We start from the raw sequence: 18,583 nt of genomic DNA, 5'->3' as shown, positions 1-18,583 counted from the left end.
GCCGCAGCCCGTCCACGGCGGCACAAGGTTGGAGCATCGCATGGCTTGGCTGCATTGCCCAATTTTACCCATTGAGGCCAGCCAAACCACCTTTTAGGCGCCGGCACCGCTCCGTTACCGTCATTGCCAACAATCGGCGGGACAACGCCGCGACAAACGGGGGGACGGGCCGGCGCATGGATCTTGCTGCCACCATCGTGCTGAACGGGCTGACGCTGGCCGCGCTCTACTTCATCGTGGCGAGCGGCTTCTCGCTCATCTTCGGACTCATGCGCGTCGTGAACATGGCGCATGGCGCGATGTACATGGTGGCCGGCTATGTCGGCTATTCCGTATTCGAGCCACTCTACGACCGCGGCGCCTGGTACGCCTGGTATGCCGGCCTCGGCGTCGGCGTCGCCTTCGCGGCCGCCTTCGGCGCGCTGGTGCAGAAGCTGCTGCTCGGCTGGATGCAGGGGCAGGAGTTGCGGCAGGCGCTCGTCACCATTGGCCTCTCGATCATCGTGGCAGACCAGCTGCTGGCGGTCTATGGCGGCACGCCGCGGCAGTTCTTCGCGCCCGACGCAATCTTCGGCTCGACCCAGGTGCCCGGCATCGGCGGCTACCCGACTTTCCGCCTGGTGCAGATCGGTATCGCGGTGGCGGTCGGCCTCGGGCTCTGGCTCGTGCTGAACCGCACGAAGCTAGGCATGATGATCCGCGCCGGGGTGGACGACAGACAGATGCTCGGGGCGTGCGGCGTAAACGTGCCGCTCGTGGGTGTAGCGGTTTTTTCGCTTGGCGCCGCGCTGGCGGGGCTCGGCGGCGTGATTGGCGCCACGGCGCAACCTCTGGCGCAGGGCGCTGACGGGCGCTTCCTGCTGATCTCGCTCGTCGTCGTGATCGTCGGCGGCATGGGCAGCGTGACGGGCACCGCGCTGGGGGCCGTGCTTATCGGGCTGGCAGAACAGATCGGCCAGGCGATGTTCCCGACCTATTCGGTCATCCTGACCTTCGTCATCATGGTCGCCGTGTTGGCGCTGCGCCCACAGGGGATGCTGGGCCGTGCGTAGCGCCGCCGCGACCTGGTCGCTCCTGGGCGTGCTGGCGCTGCTGGCACTGCCCTGGCTTCTCGCGCAGGTCCTGCCGGCCGGCCAGGCGCAGTTCTGGACCGCAAACATCCTGGGGCGGGCGATCGTCTTCGGCATCATCGCCATGTCGCTCACCTTCCTGGCGACCTACGGCGGATTCGTGTCGCTGGCCCAGATGATGATCGCGGGCGTCGCCGGCTACGTACTGGCCATCTTCGTCGACGGCGCCGTGCCGCGCATTGTCGGTGGCCTCGGCTATAGCCTCGCGGTTCCGCTCGGTCTGGTGGCGGCGACCGCCATGGGGCTGCTGGTGGGGGCGATCAGCGTACGGACCCGGGACATCTACCTGCTGATGATCACGCTCGCGCTGGCGATGGGCGTGTTCCGCTTCGTCGAGACGAACATCGCCTGGTTCAACGGCTACGAGGGCATTCGCAACGTGGTCGGCCCCGCGATGCCCGGCTTTGACGTCCGGGATCCTATGGTCTTCTACCACGTGGCCCTGGGCACCGCGGCGTTGCTCTACTTCGGCGTCCTCTATCTGGTCCGCTCGCCCTTTGGACTGGTGCTGCAGGGAATCCGCGACAACCCGCGCCGCGTTGCCGCACTGGGCTACTCGGTGGCGCTGCACCGGATCGCCGCCTTCGGCGTGGCGGGCTTCATCGCCGGGTGCGGCGGCACGCTCTCCACCATCTACAACATCGGCATCTCGCCGGGCACCATCGGGCTAGGTGCCACGGTGAACGTCCTGATCATGAGCGTGATCGGCGGTTTGGGGCATCCTGTCGGCGCCTTCATTGGTTCGCTGATCTTCACCGTCTTCGACACCTTCGCCGCCACGATCTACGACCGCGACCGCTTCAACACGCTCATTGGCCTCGTCTTCCTCGTGATCGTGCTGGTCTCGCCGGACGGAGCGATCGGCATCGGGGCGCGGCTGCGCCGTCTGCTCGCCGCGGGACGGCGATGACCCCAGCGCGTCCGCGGGACCGATCGGTGCCGCGGACAAAGAGAACGGACAAGAAGCCAGCAAAGGAGGAAACGCCATGACCATCAAGATCTCCCGCCGCGTGATGCTGCTCGGCAGCGCCGGCCTCGCCGCCGGTGGGCTCGCCGCAGGCCGGATAGCCGCCCCCGCCATCGCGCAGAACGCGCCCATACGTCTGGGCGGCCTGACCACGCTCGAGGGCCCCTTCGCGACCGGCGGGCAGGACGCCTACCGATGCATCCAGATGGAGCTCGAGCGCATCAACCACACGGTCGGCGGCCGGAAGATCGAGTTTGTCCGGGAGAGCTCCAATGCGCAGGCGGATGTGGCGCTCGCCCGCGCGCGCAAGCTGGTCGAGCAGGACAATGTCGACATCATACTCGGCCCTCTGTCGGGTGCCGAGGGCATCGCGCTGCGCGACTATTCGCGCACGCTGAGCGGTAAGACCATCGTCAACGGCTCGTCGGGCGCTTCGGACACCACGCTGCGGAATCCCTCGCCCAACTTCTTCCGCTTCTCCACCGACGGCACCCAGTGGATGGCAGGTCTCGGCCGCCACGTGTACCAGACCCTGGGCATTCGCGAGGTGGCGGTCACGGCGGGCGACTATGCCTTCCCTTACGCTCAGGTCTTCGGCTTCAACCTCGAATTCTGCCGTCTCGGCGGGCGCGCGACGCATTACTGGGCGCCGCTCGGCACCACCGACTTCACCTCGCAGATCGCACAGATCAACCGCTCCAACGCGGGTGCCATCGTCGTGGTGCACGGCGGCACCGACGGCCTAGCTTTCATGACGCAATATGCCCAGGCCGGCGGCAACAAGCCGTTGATTGGCGGCTCCATCATGGCGGATCAGACCATGCTGTCTGCCCGCGGTCCCCATCGCCGCGTGATGATCGGCATGATCTCCGGCGGCCCGATCGCCGACGTGATCGATGATCCCACCTGGCGCGACTTCGTGGAGCGCTACCGTAAGCGCTGGCTGAATGAGGGCGGATTCCAGTCACCGTCCATCCACGGGGTGAACTACACGACCAACCTCTATGGCATCCTGCACGCACTGAAGGCCGTTGACGGCGACCTCTCCAACAACCAAGCAGCCTTTCAGCAGGCGCTCGCCAAGGCGGAGATCACCGCGCCGACCGGCGCCACGGTGAAGCTCGACCACAACCGCCAGGCCATTTCCGACATCTTCCTCAACAGGATTGAGGAGCGGCAGGGCAACGCGCAGGTCGTGGCCTTCGACCGCGCCCGCGCGATAAACCAGACGCTCGGCATGCCAGAGGAGCAGTTCCTGAAACTTGGCGCGCCCTCGCGCGACAACCCCGGCTGCGTCGCCTGACCAGGAGCACGGGGCCGGCGCCAGCGCTGGCCCCACCACCGCAGAACCGCTGGGCATGGCCATGACGGAACCTGCAATCCATCTCCGCGGCGTCAGCCGCCGCTTCGGCGCGCTGCAGGCCGTGCGCGACGTCAATCTCGCCGTGATGCCGGGTGAGCGGCGGGCAGTGCTCGGGCCGAACGGCGCGGGCAAGACGACGTTGTTCAACACCATCTGCGGCGACTTCCCGCCCACCTCTGGCACCATCGCCCTGTTCGGCGCCGACATCACGCGCCTGCGGCCGCACCGGCGCACGCGCCTGGGCATCGGCCGCACCTACCAGACATCGCTCCTGTTCAACGGCCTGACGTTGCTGGAGAACCTGTTCGTTGCCGTGCGCGGCCTGCGCCCGAACCGCTTCTCGTTCCTCCGCCCCGGCCGGGGAGACGACGGTATGGCGAAGGCGCGCGAGCTCGCGGACCGCATGCGCCTCTCGCACCTGCTGGACGCGGAGGTGATGAACCTCAGCCACGGCCAGCGCCGACAGCTCGAGGTCGGGATGGCGCTCGCGGGCGACCCGCGCGTGCTGATGCTGGACGAGCCGGCGGCCGGGTTGTCGCCGGGCGACCGTCCGGAGCTGCTGAACCTGATCCGCGGGCTGCCGCGCACGCTCACTCTGATCCTGATCGAGCACGACATGGACATCGCGCTGCCCGCGGCCGATGTCGTGACGGTGATGAAGGACGGCGAGGTCGTGGTGGAGGCGCCGCCCAACCGGATTGCGGACGACCCAGTGGTGCAGTCCATCTATCTCGGGGGCGTGCACTGATGCTGGAACTCCGCGACCTGCACGTCCGCTTCGGCCGGGCGCACATCCTGCAGGGCGTCTCGCTCTCCGTGGGAAAGCGCCCGCTGGCCATCGTCGGCCGCAACGGAATGGGTAAGACTACGCTCTGCCAGGCGGTCATGGGCCTCGTCTCGATCAGTGAAGGTCGGATAGCCTTGGGCGGGGAGCGAACGGACGGGCTTCCGCCCTTCCGCATCGCCCGGCGTGGGATCGCGCTGGTGCCGCAGGGGCGGCGCACCTTCCCCTCGCTCTCCGTGGACGAGCACCTGCGACTGGTGGCAACGCGCGGTGCGCGCTGGACGGTGGAGCGGGTGTACCACACCTTCCCGAGGCTCGCGGAGCGCCGTCGGAACGGCGGCACGGAGCTCTCCGGCGGCGAGCAGCAGATGCTCGCCATCGCCCGCGCTCTCCTCATGAACCCGAAGCTCGTCGTCATGGACGAGCCGAGCGAGGGCCTCGCCCCGGTCATTGTGGATCAGCTGGTCGCGGTGCTGCGCGCCCTGCCGCAGGACGGCATGGGCGTGCTGCTGGTGGAGCAGAACCTGCGCGTCGCGACGGAGGTGGCGGACGAGGTTGCGATCATGGTCACGGGCCGCATCGCCGCAACGATGCCGGCCGGGCAGCTCGCCGCGGACCAAGAGCTGCAGCGCCGCTACCTCGGCGTCTCGGTCGGCGGGCATTGAGAGAGGAGGAAGGGATGGCGAAGGTCTACGTCATCGGCACCATGGACACGAAGGGCGAGGAATTGCGCTTTGCTGCGGCCTGCGTGCGCCGGGCCGGGGCGGAACCGGTGCTGGTCGATGTCGGAACCCGGAACCCCGCTGGCGACGTCGATGTGACCGCAGTGGAGATCGCCTCGCATTGCCCCGAGGGGACCGGTCCCGCGCTCGGACTGGACGACCGCGGCCGGGCGATTGCCGGCATGGCGGCCGGGCTAACACGCTGGCTCGCCGGACGCCGGGACATCGGCGCGGTGCTGGGCCTGGGCGGATCGGGGAACACTGCCCTGGTCACTCATGCCATGCGGGCGCTGCCGGTCGGCACGCCGAAACTGATGGTCAGCACGGTCGCATCGGGCAACGTGGCGCCTTACGTCGGGCCGACCGACATCGCGATGATGTATTCGGTAGTGGACGTGGCCGGCCTCAACGCGATCTCGCGCCGCGTGATCGCCAACGCCGCCCACGCCGCCGCCGGCATGGCGCTTGCGGAGGCGCCGCCGGCGCCCGCGACGGAGAAGCCGGGCATCGGCATGACCATGTTCGGCGTCACCACCGCCTGCGTGACGATGCTCCGCGAGGCGCTCGATCCGACCCACGAATGCTACGTCTTCCACGCCACGGGCGCAGGTGGCCGAAGCATGGAGAAGCTCGCGGATTCCGGCCTGGTCGCCGCGGTGATCGACCTGACCACGACCGAGGTGCCGGATTTCCTGGTCGGCGGCGTCTTCCCGTGCGACGCGGACCGCTTCGGCGCGGCGATCCGCACGCGGCTGCCGTATGTCGGCAGCGTCGGCGCGGTGGACATGGTGAATTTCGGCGCGCTGGACACTGTTCCCGAGCGGTTCACAGGCCGCAACCTCTACGTCCACAATTCGCAGGTGACGCTCATGCGCACCACGCCAGACGAGAACGTCGAGATCGCCCACTTCATTGTCGAGCGGCTCAACCGAATGGAAGGGCCAGTGCGCTTCTTGCTGCCGCTCGGCGGCGTCTCGGCCATAGACGCGCCCGGCATGCCCTTCCACGATCCCGCAGCCGATGCGGCGCTTTTCGACACGATCCGAGCCGGCTTCGTCCCCGGGCCGAACCGCCGGCTGGTCGAGGTGCCGGCCGCCATCAACGACCGCGCCTTTGCGGACGCCGTCCTCACCGCCTTCAGGGAGATCGCCTGACCATGCCCCGCTTCACCCGCCAGCAATTGCTGGACCGCTTCAACGCCATGGTCGCGCGCCGAGAGCCGATCATCGGCGGCGGCGCCGGCACCGGGCTCTCCGCAAAATGCGAGGAGGCCGGGGGCATTGACCTGATCGTCATCTACAATTCCGGCCGGTACCGCATGGCTGGCCGGGGCTCGCTCGCTGGGTTGCTCGCCTACGGCAACGCCAATGAGATCGTAAAGGAGATGGCGCGCGAGGTGCTGCCCGTGGTGCGGCACACGCCCGTCATCGCCGGGGTCAACGGCACAGATCCCTTCGCCATCATGGACCACCTGCTGGACGAGCTGAAGGCGCTGGGCTTCGCGGGCGTGCAGAACTTCCCGACCGTGGGCCTGATCGACGGCACTTTCCGCGCCAATCTGGAGGAGACCGGCATGGGCTTTCAGCACGAAATCGACATGATCCGCCTGGCCCATGCGAAGGACATGCTGACGACACCTTATGTCTTCAACGCCGAGGAGGCGGCAGAGATGGCCAGGGCCGGCGCCGACATCCTGGTGCCGCATCTCGGTCTGACCACGGGCGGCGCGATCGGTGCGCAAACCGCACTGAAGCTGGAGGACTGCCCGAAGCTCATCGACGAATGGGCGGAAGCCGCCCGGCGCGTGCGCAAGGACATCATTGTGCTCTGCCACGGCGGGCCGATCGCGACGCCGGAGGATGCCAGCTACATCCTGCGCAACACGACGAACATCAACGGCTTCTACGGCGCCTCCTCCATGGAGAGGTTGCCCACCGAGACTGCGCTGACCGCGCAAACTCGCGCATTCAAGTCCGTTACCTTCTAGGGAGACCCGCCATGGCCCGCGCCTATGCCTCCACCATCCTGGATGCGCCCGTCGACACGGTCTGGTCCGTCGTTCGTGACTTCAACGGCTTGCCGACCTGGCATCCCGGCATCGCCCGATCCGAGATCGAGGACGGGCTCGATTCCGACGTGATCGGCTGCATCCGGCGCTTTTGGCTGCAGGACGGCGCGATGGTGCGGGAGCGGCTGTTGAGCCTCAGCGACCGCGACTACAGCTTCTCCTATAATTTCGAGACGCCAGCCTTTCCGGTGGGAAACTACGCCGCGCGCATGCGGCTGATGCCAGTCACCGATACCGACCGCACCTTCGCCGAGTGGGAGGCTACCTTCGACGAAGCCCCGGCAGACACCGGCAAATATGTGGAGGTCATTTCCAAAGGCGTGTTCCAGGCCGGCTGGGACGCGCTCAAGAAGGCGGTGGCTGGCCGCGCGACAGTCCCGGCCGCCCGGCGTTGGGCGGGTTTCCCTCCGAACAAGGTATGGTGCAGCACCGTCATCGACGGGCCGGTGGAGGCCGTCTGGGACATCATGCGCGATTTCGCGGGAATGGGTTCCTGGCATGCCGCCATCACGAAGATGCACATGATCGGGGGTGTGCGCAGCGACAAGGTGTCGGGCACCCGGGACTTTTACTTCGGCGAAGGCCACCTCCACGAAAAGCTCCTGCATCTCGACGACGCGGAGCGCAGCTTTTCTTATTGCATTGTCAAATGTGACACCCCCTGGATGCACTATGTCAGCGGTCCGCGCCTGTGGCCGGTGACGGACGGGGACCGCACCTTCGGCGTCTGGACGGGCGACTGGGTGGCCTCGCCGCAGGACGACCTGACGCTGATCCCGATGGCGACGAACGATGTCTATCTCAAAGCCTTCCACACGATTGCGGAGCGCTGGTTCGTGCGAAACTGACCGATATGCGGGTCGCCCTCCTCAGGGGCTCCAGGATCCGCCACGCGTCGATGGGCTGGCCGCGATCCGAACACCATTCGCACCAGCGCTCGTGCTGGTCGGAATGCCTCGTCTGCCACGCGCGATCAGGCCGCGACCCTCTTCTCGTCGAAGAGGCCCGCGCCGATGGCGCGCGCGGCCGTCAGCCGGGGACGCCAATCGCCATCGTCCGGGGCCGCGAGCAATTCCGACGTGACCACTCGAGCCCCGCAGAAGTCGAAGATCCCATGGTCGATCTGCGTCCTCATGGCCCAGAAATACCCGTGTCGTGCGTAGGTCCGCAGATCGGCACCGCCGATGGCCACCAAGTGCACGTTCAGCCTCTGGAGCTTCTTGACCAGTCCGGCCTCCGGCGTCTCGTGGTAGGCCCATCCGTTGCTGAAGACGCGGTCGATCCAGCCCTTCAGCAGGGCCGGGAACGACCACCAGTAGACGGGATAGACGAGCACCAGGGCGTCGGCCCGATCGATCCGTGCCTGCTCGACCGCGACGTCGGGCTGGATCGGCGTCTCTTGCTGGTACACGGCCATGTCCATGGCCGAGAAGCGGGGGTCGAACCCCTCCTCGGCAAGATCTGCGATCTCGGCGGTATGGACACCTCCGGCCTCGACGCCGGCCACCAGCTCCGCTGCAACGGAGTGGGTGAGCGAGGCCCTTCGCGGGTGAGCGACGACGATGAGCGCATGCATGGCGAAACTCCCATGGCCGGTTGCCCCGAGCGGGGCCATCTTATATACTGTTGGTAAGTTACGTTTGGTATATAGCGATGTCAAGCGCAGTGAGCGAACCAGCTGATAAGCACCCTCCCGTCCCGTCGCGTCGTCAACGCCTCGCCCGCGGCGATCGGAAGCGACAACTGATCTCGGTGGCTTGGACCATCGTGCAGCAGGAGGGCACGGAAGCCCTTACGCTTGGACGCCTCGCGGAAAAGGCGGGCATCACGAAGCCGGTGGTGTACGGTCACTTCAGCGACCGCAACGGCCTTCTGGCGGCCCTCTATCTTGAGTTCGACGCACTGCAGAACGAGCAGATCGACGAGGCGATCGCGCAGAGCGCCGAAACCCCGGCCGCACGGGCGAAGGTGATCGCCGACGCCTTCGTGGACTGTGTGTTGGCTCAGGGCCGCGAAATACCCGGCGTCATCGCAGCCTTATCGGGCTCTCCCGAACTCGAGCGCGTCCGGCGCGAGTGCGAAGGTGCCTGCCTGGAGAAGTGCCGCAAGGCGCTGGCGCCGGCATCGCCGTCGGGCGGCGTCAGCACTGCGGGGCTGCGTGCGATGCTGGGTGCGGCCGAGGCTCTTTCGGCCGCTGCCGCGGCCAGCGAGTTGAGTGCCGAGGATGCCAAGCGTGAACTGCGAGCGGTGATCCTCGACATGCTGGCGCGGCAAGCCGCGTCCTCGAGAATTTCTGCCGAATAGCCGCTCGCAGACTTCAGCACGCCTGGAAGACACGCCCGCGCAGCGTCAGGACGACACTTGGTTCGGTACTGCCGATCCGCGGTCTGAGTCACATCCCGCCATGGCGTACTGACGAAGCCGCAGCACGGTCGCGGCGATGACCAAGCTGTACTCCGAGGCTCTGTAGCTCATGTTCTCGAACGTGCGGTCGCGGATCTCGCCCTGACCGTGGAAGAAGATGGCGCAGCACGTTCACGCCTTCGCCCTTGTTCAGGCCTGCGCTCGAGCTGCCGCAGCGCACAGCCCCGAGCATTGGGCCGGTCCACCGCCATTGCGCAGCATCACCGGGAGCATCACCGTGCCCGCCTTCAGCAAGGTGGCCAGGTGGAGCAGCGCCGGCCATCGTTCGGTGATCGCGCTGCCGTCGATCCTGTCTCCGACCAGCGGCTCGCGGACCGATTGCTTCAACACCATCTTGACGGGCGCGACCTTTACGGACCCCGAGAGCTGACAAACCCGGTCAGCCGGAACCGACCCGCGATACGCCGCCGACCGCGGATCAAGACGTATCCAGCGATAGGCAGGAGCGCGAGCGCGAAGCCGAGAGAACTCTTTGGAGGATGCACGACAACCATTTCGCGGATGAAGGGCGCCTCGGCTGGCTGAACGAGCCCGATCGAACCGCGCGAAACCGATGCGTCGGCCGGTACTGCCACTGCGAATGCATCGAGATCCGGCGTCTCGCCCGCCCGTGCCGCACGGATGCGATAGCCGAAGCTCGAGCCGCCCGTCTGCTCCACCTTGAGCGGCTGTCGCGAGAGCTGGTCTCCTTCCGCATCGCTCCAGGCGACCTGAAGCCGGTCGACACCGGCAGGCCGGCGCCGCACCCAGATGGGACGCCCCGGGACGGGCTCAGCTTGGGGGCTCACGATCGGCAAATACTCGGCCTCATCGAACCGGCTTGCCTCCGCGAGCGTCAAATAGAGGACCGTGCCTGGCCGGGCGAATATGCGGGCGTCCTCGATGTTCGTCGCCAGCGGGCGCGTCCAGCGTTCCGTCGGGATGACATCAGCCACGAGCGCGGCGCGCCCCCGCAGTCCGATGGCACGCAGGCGACGCTCGGTACCGGTGACGCGCCGCCCGTCCCTTTCCACCGCCATCGTGTAGCGTCCCGGTTCCAGGAGCACCCGAAATCCCGGTTCGGGAGCCGTCACCAGCCGAATACTCGGCTTGGGCAATGGTGGCGGCGGCGCCACCGGCTCGACGGGTTCGCCCCTGATCCGCGCCGCCCCAGTTTGGACGAGCTTTCGCTCGTAGGCCGAATGCGCCTGTTGCGCCGCGGCGAAGTCGCGCACGAAACGGCGTTCTGTCTCCTGATGCTCGGTGTAGGCGCGCTCGGCCTCGTCTCCCCACAGGAGTCGTCCCCCACCGTTTCGCGCGCCTTCGGGATAGAGGATCGCATAGGGCTGAAGTGTCTCGCGCGCGACGACCTCCCCATCTTGACGGATTACGAGTTGACCTTCCACGACATCCCGCTGACGTTGGAAATCTACATAGACCTGACGCGACAGTGGCCAGTAATACTCGAGCGTGCGGGCATAGATGATCGCGCTGCCCTGACCCGCCATCAGGGTGACCTCATCCTCCGTTGATGGCACGAAGGTCTCCCTGTACTCGCCCCCGTCCCAGACGCGGCCGTTCACGACCACGACTTCACGCTGCTCGGGCTCGAGTCCAAGCGCGGGCTTGGCCGCGCCAAACAGGGCCACGGCGGCCAGGAAAATCCGGACCAGACTGTCTGAAGGCTTCAGGCTCGGCCGGACCTGCGGAGCGTTCATGCCAATGCTCCTCGGATCCGAAGGAGCGCGGTCGCCAAGATCAGGCCGGCGGCCGTGAGAGCGAGGGCCGACAGCATATGGGACGCCAAGAGAGGCGATTGCGCCGCCAGAGCCTCGGCAAGGTCGCCCAGGCCTCCGACCGCCGATACCGGATGCAGGATCGTCGCGGCGCCTTCGAGCACCTCCTTGAGATAGGCGGCGCCGAGGCTGAGCTCCTCCGGCGGACGGGCACGGAGCAGGCCGAGCACGATCTCGAACAGACCCAGGAGGCCGACCAGGATCAGATAGGCCACGACAGCGCCGCGAACAGTGCGCGCCCACGCGGAGACGAGCAGGCCAAGCACCAGCGTCGGCAATGCGCACAGGGTCATCTGGCCCGCCGAGAGGGCGCTGCCAAAGCCGACGACGCCGGCTCCGAGCGGCTGGGCCAGTAGGAGATAAAGGAAGTACGATCCCATCAGGGCCGCGAAGACGCACAGCTCCACGAGGAACTTCGCCAGAAGCACGGCCTCGAACGAGACCGGGCCCGCGATCAGCACGTCCAGCGTACGGTGCTCGCGCTCCCACGCGATGCTCGACGACAGCCGCAGCCCGAGTACGAGGCCCAGGAAGGTGACGACGACGACGTTCAGGCCCATCAGCGGATCGGTCGTCACCAGCACCGATTCCGTCTCGAAGGTCTTCACAAACCCCGTGCCGTAGGCCCACGCCGTCAGGCACACGACGCTCGCGACACCATAGAACCACGGAGATGCCAGCTTCGCCGACGCCTCGCGGCGGACCAGCAGCAGGGTGGTGCCCAAGAATCCGGGCCTGCGCAGCATGAACGTCATCGTCCGATCACATCACCGTGCGGATCAGCCCGCCGTCGATGCGCAGCGCGGCTCCGTTTACGATCGCGGTCCGCTCGCAACCGAGGAACGTGACGAAATCGGCCACTTCCTCCGGGCGCGAGAGGCGCTGAATCAGGGAGGTCGGTCGGTTCTCCGCGACGAAGCGCCGCTCGGCTTCCTCGGTGGGAACGCCCGGATAGAGGCCGGCGATGAGGTTGGCGACCCCCTCCGTCCGGCAGGGCCCCGGCAGAACGGAGTTCACCGTGACGTTCGTTCCCTTCGTGGTTTCGGCCAGATTGCGCGCCAGGGACAGCTGCATCGTCTTGGTCGCGCTGTAGGCGGGCAACTCCGGCGCCGGGTTGATCGCGGATTCGCTCGCCATGAAGATCACCCGGCCACTGTCACGCGCGAGCATTCTCGGCAAGTAATGGCGCGACAGGCGGACGCCGCTCATCACGTTGATCTCGATCAGGTCGTACCAACGGTCGTCGCCAGCCTCGTAGATGTCCACGGCCTCATAGATGCCGAGATTGACCACGAGGACGTCGACATCCGGACAGGCGGCAACGATGCTGGCGCAGCCTTCCGCGGTTCCGCTGTTGCCGACGACAGCCTCGACATCCGCCCCTCGGATACTCTCCCTGATGCGGCCGACGGCCCTTTCCACCGATTCGACGGACCGCCCGTTGACGACAACAGTAGCCCCTTCCGCCGCCATGCAGCGTGCGATCGCGAAGCCCAAACCTGCTGTCGACGCCGTTACCAGGCAGCGCTTTCCGGCGTAGCCGAGATCCATGATATCCTCCCTACTGCATGGTTTGGTTTGATTCCGCGAGTGCAAGAAACAGATCCTCGAGCGTCGGGGAGGCACCGCCCACGGTCAACACCGTCAGGCCGAGACCCGTCAGATCGCGGGCAAGGGCTGCCCGCGCTTCCCGGGAGTCGACGGGCGTCGGGGTCCGGAGCGCCACCTCTATCCGGCATCTCGCGATCTCGCGCACGGCGGCGACGCCTGCAAGGCCGCGAATGGCGTCCAGAACGGGGCCGACCGGTTCATGAACCTCGACCTCGAAAACGCCTGGCGCCGAACGGGTCGGGGCCAGGTCTGCGGGGCGGCCGGCGGCGACCACCCTGCCCTGCTTCATGAAAGCGACACGGTCGCAGATCCTTTCCATCTCCGCGAGCTGATGGGAGGAGAAGAGAAGCGTCACCCCGCCCTCGCGCATCTCGCGCAGGATATCGCGCATTTCCGCCACCCCGAGCGGATCCAACCCGAGCGTCGGCTCATCCAGCAGGAGAAGGACGGGCTGGTGCAGCATGACGCGGGCAAGGCAGGCCCGCTGCTGCATGCCCCTCGAGTAGGTGGCAAGGATCCGGTCCGCCGCATCCGTCAGGCCGACCCGATCCAATGCTGCGGCGACCCGCCGATCGGGCTCCGGCACACCGTGGAGCCTGGCGAAGAAATCCAGATAGGCCCGACCCGTCATCTCGGGATAGATGCGCGGCTTCTCCTGGAGATAGCCGACCCTGAGGCGAAGGTCGCGGTCGCGTGCCCCGCCGCGCACGCCAAGGAGCTCGATCTCTCCTCCGTCCGGGCGGACGAGGCCCATGATCATGTTCATCACCGTGGTCTTCCCGGCCCCGTTGGGGCCCAGGAAACCGAGGATCTCGCCACGCTCGACGGTCAGATCGACGCCGTCCACCACGCGCTTGCCGCGGAACGACTTGGTGAGATTTCTGACATGCAGGGCAGGCCCAACGTCCATCGCTCAGAAGACCGGTTCCAGAAGGTAGAGCCAAGCGAGACTGACGACGATCATCGTGACCGCCGAGCCGAGCAGGAACTCCATCGGCCAGCGAAGGATCCGCCACCGGTCGTTGGCAATCTTCATGACGCAAATGAGAAGCACCGCCGGGAGCGAGGCGGGCCAGTGCGAGAAGTCACCGGCCATGGCCGTGCAGGATCCAAGGAGGAAGAGAACGATCAGGATCAAGACGGCCGCGTTCTTCATGCCGCGCTCCTGACATCGGCGGCCGTGGCGGCCGCCTGTGCGATGGTGCGCCCGTCTTCCGGGTCGAAGAGGTAGATCCATTTCGGATCGAAGCGCACGGCGAGGCTCGCGCGGTCCTGCTTGCCGATGCACGCCGTCCCGGTGGTGGAATTTCGAGTCGTGAACTCGACGTCGCCGGCCCGCAGCACGTACAGGTTCTCCGCGCCGGTCGGCTCGAAGGAGTAGAGTTCGGCCGCGATCGTGTGATCGGCGTCGGGAGTGGTCCGCAGGTCGATGTGCTCGGGCCGTATTCCGAGCCGCACTTTGCGGCCCTCGCGCCGCGCGAGATCGTTCGCAAGCGCCCAGCTCCTGTCGAGCGGCACGGCGAAGGGGCCGACGTCGGCGATCACCCCGTGGTGGGAGCGCGTGATCACCGCATCCATGATGTTCATCTGCGGCTCGCCCACGAAGGTTGCGACGAACTCGTCGGCCGGCCTTTCGAAGATCTCGAGTGGCGGGGCGACCTGCACGATCCTGCCGTCCCGCATGACGATGATCCTGTCGGCCATCGTCATGGCCTCGAGCTGGTCGTGAGTGACGAAGATCGTCGTCACCCCGATCTTCTTCTGCAGGTGTCGCAGCTCCGCCCGCATCAGCCCGCGCAGCTGCGCATCCAGATGCGACATCGGCTCGTCCATAAGGAACAGGTCGGCTTCCCGCACAAGCATCCGGGCGATGGCGACGCGCTGGAGCTGGCCGGCCGCGAGCTGATCGGGCTTGCGGTCCAGCACGTCGGCGATCTGCATCATCCGAGCCACCGCATTCACCTTGTCCATGAGGACGGCCTTCGAGAAGCCGCGCACCTGCAATGGATAGGCGATGTTTCCGAACACCGTCATGTGTCGGTAGAGCCCGTAGTCCTGGAACACCATGCCGACGTTGCGGTGCCGTGGCCGGAGGAAGGTAACATTGCGCCCTCCGATCTCGATGCGGCCTTCCGTTGGCATTTCGAGGCCGGCGATCATGCGCAACGTGGTCGTCTTGCCGCAGCCGGACGGTCCCAGCAGGAACACGAATTCTCCGTCGCCCACGGCGATGTCCACGCCGCCGACAGCCGTGAAGGCACCGAAGCGCTTCACCAGATTCTGGACGCGAAGGTCAGCCAAGGACGCCCACTCCGGCCGGACGTGAAGGGAAAGGGCTCATTTCCGGATCACTCCCTGCGAAAGGCCGCTGATGAGCTGGCGCTGGAGGACGAGGACGAAAAGGATGAGTGGCGCTGTGACCAGCACGACCGCCGCGCCGAGCACGTTCCAGGAGATGTTCGCGCCGATCGAATAGGCCATGATCGCAGGTGGCAGGGTCTTAGCCTCCGTCGAAGTCAGGAAGGTCGCGAATGCGAACTCGTTCCAGGACAGGATCATGACGAAGATTGCCGTGGCGGAGATCGACGGCGCCATGAGCGGCAGGGTGACCTTCCGGAAGGCCTGGAACCAAGTGTCGCCGTCGACCATTGCGGATTCTTCGTAGCGGCGCGGGATGTCGCGGAAATAACCTGTCAGCATCCAGACGACGAACGGCAGCTGCATGGCCGTGTAGAGGATGATCAGACCCACGAGGGTGTCGAGCAGCTTCATGGTCTGGAAGGTCACGAATATCGGGATAAGGACCGCGACCGGCGGCATCATGCGATTGGTCAGCACCCAGAACGAGACGTCGTCTCGCCCCCCGAAGTCATACCGCGCGATCGCATAGGCGCAGAACATGCCGAACGTGACCGAGAAGAACGTCGACGCCAGGGACACCACCAGGCTGTTAAGGAAGTTCTCCATGATCCCCTTCTCGAAGATCAGGAAGCGGAAAGCCTCGACCGAAGGCGTGAATACCCATTGCGGGCTCTGCCCCGTGGCGGTCGCATTGTCCATGAAGCCGGTCATCACCATCCACAGATAGGGCAGGAAGTTGATGACGCAGACAGCCGCAAGGACCAGGTAGACCCACCAGTTACGCTGGACGGGCGGCGCGTCGGGCGAGACGATCGACGTGTCGGGATGTGCCATGCCAGCCTCTCACTCCGCCGTTTCGGTGCGCGAACGAAGAGCCCTGATGAAGACGAAGCTCATGACGATGATGACCATCATCATGACCAGCGAGATGGCGGCCGCCTTCGACGCGTCGAAGAACTCCAGCCCCGTCTTGGTCAGATAGACGTTCAGGGTCGTCGTGGCGTTTCCCGGTCCGCCCCGGGTCATCACCACGATGAGCTCGTAAGTGCGGAAGGCGTCCATCGTGCGGATGACCACCGCGATCAGCATCGCCGGGCGCAGGAGCGGCATGGTGATCGTCCAGAACACGCGCCACGCCGAGGCCCCGTCGATCTCCGCCGCCTCGTAGGGCTGTCGTGGGATGGAGGCCAGTCCGGCGCTCATCATCAGGAACATGAAAGGAGTCCATTCCCAGACATCGACGAAGACGAGCGTGTGGAATGCGATCGTCGGGTCGGAAAGGAACGGGATCTCGCCCCAGCCCAGGGCGCGCGTCACTCCGCCGCCGTAATAGGTGACAAGGCCGGCTCCGGGATAGAACATGTAGCGCCAGATCAGCGCGGCGACCAGCGGCGGCAGAATCATCGGAATGAGGATGAAGACCCGCATGATGCCGGCACCGAGCAGCCGGCGCTGGAACAGCAGGGCAAGACCGAGCCCAAGCCAGAATTCTATGAATACGGCCTGAACGGTGAACCAGATGGTCGTCTTCAGCGCGCTCCAGAACTCCGGGTCCTGGATCACCGCCTGGTACTGGTAAAGCCCCACGAAGAACCGCGGCACGTAGGGTTTGGACAGGATGACGTTGTGGCCCGCGATGTAGAGGGCGTAGAGAAACGGGTAGACGCCTATCGCGAACAGCACGATCAGCGTCGGCGCCATAAGAACCCATGGGAAGACGGCCGGGTTGGAGGGCCCGAGGCGCGACCAGATCCCGCGACGACGGCCTTCGGCCGGCTCCGCTGGCGACAACGGCGCGTCCGCGATGGTCTTAATGTGTGTCATTCGCTCGATCTCGTGACGGCTGACCGCGACGTCTCCACCACCGTGGCTCAGGATGGTCCGGGCGCCAAACGCCCGGACCGGCTGCGTCACGCCCTCATTTCCACGTGGAGGGCAGACGGTCGTAGTAGGACAGATCGCGCCAATGCTGGGGCGGAAGGTCAGTGCGGCCGGGCACGTAGTAGCCGCCGCGGCGCATCACCGCCGACATTCGCTTCTGCATGTTCTCGACCGCGGTCGCGCTGTTGATCTCCCCGATCCAGACGCGGCTTCCCTCCTCGCCCATGATGTCCGAGATCTCCGCCCATTCGGGGACGCGGATGCGTTCGTCGGGATTGGTCTCCTTCAGCATGAACTCGTAAACGTCCACCCACCAGGGCTGGAACTTCGCGAGGGTTACCGACTTGTAGGTCGAATGACGCGAGGGGCCGGCCCCGAATTCCGTCGCCCGCTCCTGGATCTTCTTGGACGTCATCCATTGAATGAACACCCAGGCGGCTTCCTTCTTGGTGGAGTCTTTGGACAGCCCGAAGGACCAGGCGCCGAACCAGGGATCGATCACGCCATGCGGACCGGCCGGGGTGTGCAGGTGCACATTCTTGCCGGCGACGGCCTTTTGCGCGTTCGGATCCTCGAAGAAGCCTTTGATGAAATCCTGGTAATTCCACAGGCCAAAGGCATTGCCCGACTGATAGACCGCCGTCGCCTCGCCGATGCCCCAATTGGCGCTATCGGCCGGCATGAATTTCTTGAATTTCACAAAGTAGTCTATCGAGTCGATGGTCTGCTTGTTGTTGATGGTGATCCGCCAGTTCTTGTCGACGTATTCATCGCCCTTCGTCTTGGGCGTCTGGAATGCGTAGAGGTACGGCAGATAGGTCACGCCCCAGAACCAGCGGCCAGGCATCTGCGCGAACCCGATCATGCCGGATTCCGGTTTGTGCACCTTCTCGGCTGCCTTGTACATGAAGTCCGTGGTGAATTCCGGCGAGAAGCGTTTGGGCATCTGGATGCCGGCGGCCTCTGCGACGTCCTTACGGAACGTCGTTCCCACCGGTCCTGCACCCAGAGGGATCGTATAGAGCGTGTCGTTGTAGACCCCGGTGCCGCTGATCACGCGCGGCAGGAAATCGTCGATGTCGTAGCCCTCGTCTGTGAGGTTTGGGTTCTTGACGTAAGGCATCAGGGGCTGGAGGAAGCCGGCCGCCGCGTATTCGGCGAGCCACATGACATCCACGGCATAGATGTCATAGGTGCCGGTCCCCTGCTGCATCTCGACCAGGGACTTTTGCCGATACTGGTCGAACGGGATCTCGTCGACCGTGACCTTGATCCCGTACTTCTCCTGAAACTCCGGGATGAACTTGCCCAGGGCCGCGAACTGCGGCATCGAAGGCTGCAGGAAGCGGATCTCCCGACCCGCCAGGGCTTTCTGCGCGTCCGTCTGCGCGAAGGCACCTGGCGCGCCCATCACTGAAAGCGCCAGAGCGGATACAAGTGCATGCCTGATCCGTTGCTTTGTCACTCTCTCCTCCCTAGCTGAGTATCCCCGTTCTT

Annotated in this window: 20 protein-coding genes; 9 read left to right on the top strand and 11 right to left on the bottom strand. The window is 65.9% G+C overall.

Annotated elements, in window-relative coordinates; genetic code table 11:
• The first annotated feature begins 176 nt into the window (after window positions 1-176).
• The 8 genes from JUB13_RS19510 (at window position 177) to JUB13_RS19475 (ending at window position 7,882) form a co-directional block, all read left to right on the top strand.
• Window positions 177-1,052 (top strand): branched-chain amino acid ABC transporter permease, encoded by an 876-nt coding sequence (locus JUB13_RS19510; RefSeq protein ID WP_207481911.1) that lies wholly within the window; start codon window positions 177-179, stop codon window positions 1,050-1,052.
• Complete coding sequence (locus tag JUB13_RS19505) at window positions 1,045-2,040, top strand: branched-chain amino acid ABC transporter permease (protein WP_207481910.1); 996 nt, start codon at window positions 1,045-1,047, stop codon at window positions 2,038-2,040. The genes JUB13_RS19510 and JUB13_RS19505 overlap by 8 nt, the downstream gene beginning before the upstream one ends.
• A gap of 76 nt (window positions 2,041-2,116) precedes the next feature.
• Window positions 2,117-3,400: an ABC transporter substrate-binding protein gene (locus tag JUB13_RS19500; protein WP_207481909.1), complete on the top strand. Its 1,284-nt coding sequence runs from the start codon at window positions 2,117-2,119 to the stop codon at window positions 3,398-3,400.
• A gap of 61 nt (window positions 3,401-3,461) precedes the next feature.
• A complete protein-coding gene (locus JUB13_RS19495) occupies window positions 3,462-4,208 on the top strand; it encodes an ABC transporter ATP-binding protein (RefSeq protein ID WP_207481908.1) in 747 nt (248 codons plus the stop codon).
• Entirely contained in the window at window positions 4,208-4,909 is a 702-nt protein-coding gene (locus JUB13_RS19490) for an ABC transporter ATP-binding protein (protein ID WP_207481907.1), read from the top strand. Before JUB13_RS19495 ends, JUB13_RS19490 begins: the two co-directional genes overlap by 1 nt.
• A gap of 14 nt (window positions 4,910-4,923) precedes the next feature.
• Window positions 4,924-6,120 (top strand): Tm-1-like ATP-binding domain-containing protein, encoded by a 1,197-nt coding sequence (locus JUB13_RS19485; protein WP_207481905.1) that lies wholly within the window; start codon window positions 4,924-4,926, stop codon window positions 6,118-6,120.
• Window positions 6,121-6,122: 2 nt separating this feature from the next.
• Window positions 6,123-6,953, top strand: coding sequence for a phosphoenolpyruvate hydrolase family protein (locus JUB13_RS19480; RefSeq protein WP_207481903.1), 831 nt, complete (start codon window positions 6,123-6,125; stop codon window positions 6,951-6,953).
• 11 nt (window positions 6,954-6,964) lie between these two features.
• Window positions 6,965-7,882 (top strand): SRPBCC family protein, encoded by a 918-nt coding sequence (locus JUB13_RS19475; RefSeq protein WP_207481901.1) that lies wholly within the window; start codon window positions 6,965-6,967, stop codon window positions 7,880-7,882.
• A 125-nt stretch (window positions 7,883-8,007) separates the two neighbouring features.
• On the opposite strand, the gene JUB13_RS19470 is transcribed toward JUB13_RS19475, so the two are convergent.
• Entirely contained in the window at window positions 8,008-8,610 is a 603-nt protein-coding gene (locus JUB13_RS19470) for an NAD(P)H-dependent oxidoreductase (protein WP_207481899.1), read from the bottom strand.
• 176 nt (window positions 8,611-8,786) lie between these two features.
• On the opposite strand from JUB13_RS19470, the gene JUB13_RS19465 reads away from it, so the two are divergent.
• A complete protein-coding gene (locus JUB13_RS19465) occupies window positions 8,787-9,338 on the top strand; it encodes a TetR/AcrR family transcriptional regulator (RefSeq protein ID WP_328702969.1) in 552 nt (183 codons plus the stop codon).
• 249 nt (window positions 9,339-9,587) lie between these two features.
• Here JUB13_RS19465 and JUB13_RS19460 read toward each other — a convergent pair whose 3' ends face one another.
• The 10 genes from JUB13_RS19460 to JUB13_RS19415 are packed head-to-tail and all read right to left on the bottom strand — an operon-like array spanning window position 9,588 to window position 18,551.
• Complete coding sequence (locus JUB13_RS19460) at window positions 9,588-9,785, bottom strand: hypothetical protein (protein ID WP_207481897.1); 198 nt, start codon at window positions 9,783-9,785, stop codon at window positions 9,588-9,590.
• A 23-nt stretch (window positions 9,786-9,808) separates the two neighbouring features.
• Window positions 9,809-11,155, bottom strand: a complete 1,347-nt coding sequence (locus JUB13_RS19455) for a hypothetical protein (RefSeq protein WP_207481896.1) — start codon at window positions 11,153-11,155, stop codon at window positions 9,809-9,811.
• Window positions 11,152-11,979, bottom strand: a complete 828-nt coding sequence (locus JUB13_RS19450) for an ABC transporter permease (RefSeq protein WP_207481895.1) — start codon at window positions 11,977-11,979, stop codon at window positions 11,152-11,154. The genes JUB13_RS19455 and JUB13_RS19450 overlap by 4 nt, the downstream gene beginning before the upstream one ends.
• A gap of 16 nt (window positions 11,980-11,995) precedes the next feature.
• Complete coding sequence (locus JUB13_RS19445) at window positions 11,996-12,784, bottom strand: SDR family NAD(P)-dependent oxidoreductase (RefSeq protein WP_207481894.1); 789 nt, start codon at window positions 12,782-12,784, stop codon at window positions 11,996-11,998.
• Window positions 12,785-12,794: 10 nt separating this feature from the next.
• Window positions 12,795-13,754, bottom strand: coding sequence for an ABC transporter ATP-binding protein (locus JUB13_RS19440; protein WP_207481893.1), 960 nt, complete (start codon window positions 13,752-13,754; stop codon window positions 12,795-12,797).
• 3 nt (window positions 13,755-13,757) lie between these two features.
• Window positions 13,758-14,000, bottom strand: a complete 243-nt coding sequence (locus tag JUB13_RS19435) for a hypothetical protein (protein ID WP_207481891.1) — start codon at window positions 13,998-14,000, stop codon at window positions 13,758-13,760.
• Complete coding sequence (locus tag JUB13_RS19430; RefSeq protein WP_207481889.1) at window positions 13,997-15,145, bottom strand: ABC transporter ATP-binding protein; 1,149 nt, start codon at window positions 15,143-15,145, stop codon at window positions 13,997-13,999. Before JUB13_RS19430 ends, JUB13_RS19435 begins: the two co-directional genes overlap by 4 nt.
• Window positions 15,146-15,181: 36 nt before the next feature.
• Complete coding sequence (locus JUB13_RS19425) at window positions 15,182-16,039, bottom strand: carbohydrate ABC transporter permease (protein WP_207481887.1); 858 nt, start codon at window positions 16,037-16,039, stop codon at window positions 15,182-15,184.
• A gap of 9 nt (window positions 16,040-16,048) precedes the next feature.
• Window positions 16,049-17,119: a carbohydrate ABC transporter permease gene (locus JUB13_RS31485; protein WP_207481885.1), complete on the bottom strand. Its 1,071-nt coding sequence runs from the start codon at window positions 17,117-17,119 to the stop codon at window positions 16,049-16,051.
• Window positions 17,120-17,123: 4 nt separating this feature from the next.
• On the bottom strand, window positions 17,124-18,551 hold the full coding sequence (locus JUB13_RS19415; RefSeq protein WP_207481883.1) for an ABC transporter substrate-binding protein: 1,428 nt from the start codon (window positions 18,549-18,551) through the stop codon (window positions 17,124-17,126).
• Window positions 18,552-18,583: the final 32 nt, after the last annotated feature.

It is taken from the genome of Arenibaculum pallidiluteum (assembly GCF_017355985.1).
Classification (GTDB): domain Bacteria; phylum Pseudomonadota; class Alphaproteobacteria; order Azospirillales; family Azospirillaceae; genus Arenibaculum; species Arenibaculum pallidiluteum.
The sequence above is the reverse complement of the archived record's forward strand: the minus strand, read 5'-3'. Positions and strand labels throughout refer to the sequence as shown.